We start from the raw sequence: 1,078 nt of genomic DNA, 5'->3' as shown, positions 1-1,078 counted from the left end.
CCTCGAAGGCCAGGAACGCGGCGCCGGCAACGAGATCCAGCTCACCGACGCGATGCTGAGGTTGGAGAAGCGGCAGCCCTTCTACGGCTACCACTACCGGGGCCGAACCTTCGATTGCGGCTCGCCGGAAGGCTTCGTCGAGGCCAATGTCGCCTTCGCGCTGTGGCGCAACGACATGAATGCCAGCATGGCCGGCGTCATCCGCACGCTGCTGGATGAGGTGCAGCCGTCGGCGCGGCGCGGCGCCGCATTCTAGGGCGTATCGATATTCAGGCCGGCCTGGCCTGAATTCCGGCACGTCCTCAGCGCTGCACCTTCAGCCCCAGGAAGACGCTGTTGGCGACATAGTCGCGGCCGGGCAGGTTGCTGGTCAACTTCTCCGTCCTGACCCTTGTGGTGAGGCCGGCATAGCGGTTGAGCCACCATGTCAGCCCGGCCTCGGCGCTCAAGATCAGGTCATGGCCGTCGGATCCGGTATAGTCGCGCCAGTCGAGGCCAAGCGCTGAATTCGCCGTCAGATTGGCGCGGATCCGCCGCTCACCGGTAAGCCGGCCCGAGTAGAGGACATCGCCACTTTCCCCAGCCGTCGTCGTGCTCTCGATGGTGGTCCTGCCCGTGAGCCCGACGATGGTGCCGCGCTCGGGCGACCATTTGAGATCGGCGTTGACGTACGGTCCCGCGTTGGCCGGCAGACGGTCGTCATCGATCGCTTCGCGCAGCCAGCCGACGGAGAATTCGCCCGACAGCTTGTCGTCCATGTCGAGTTCGAGGCCGGCGCGCGCGCCGAGCCTGGTCGAGGAGCGTTCGTACAAGTTGCTGTCGAGGCGCAGATCATAGATCCGACGCCCGGCCTCCACCTCGACAAAAGGCGTGATGGCCGGTGAAACCTCGTAGCCGGTACGCAAGGTGGCGCTGTAGAGCGTCGAATCGCGGTCCCTCTGCGACAGCGTGGTGCCGTCCGAAAGGTTGGCGTCGCCGAAGAAGTCATGCGTGATCGCGCCAGTCAGCGCGTAGCGCATCTTGCCGGCATCCTTCTCGATGGCGAGGCTGCCGTCGACGGTCTGTCGCAGCGGCTGCG

1 protein-coding gene and 1 pseudogene are annotated in these 1,078 nt (G+C 65.7%); one reads left to right on the top strand and one right to left on the bottom strand.

Features of this window, described 5'->3' with window-relative positions:
* A pseudogene (locus tag EN742_RS35785) lies at nt 1-256 on the top strand (UTP--glucose-1-phosphate uridylyltransferase); the annotation flags it as partial.
* Between the two features lie 46 nt (nt 257-302).
* On the opposite strand, the gene EN742_RS35780 reads toward EN742_RS35785, so the two are convergent.
* Nucleotides 303-1,078 (bottom strand): outer membrane beta-barrel protein (locus tag EN742_RS35780; protein WP_148670564.1); only part of this gene is annotated, 776 nt, incomplete at its 5' end.

The organism is Mesorhizobium sp. M4A.F.Ca.ET.020.02.1.1, assembly GCF_004022645.1.
GTDB lineage: Bacteria > Pseudomonadota > Alphaproteobacteria > Rhizobiales > Rhizobiaceae > Mesorhizobium.
The sequence above is the reverse complement of the archived record's forward strand: the minus strand, read 5'-3'. Positions and strand labels throughout refer to the sequence as shown.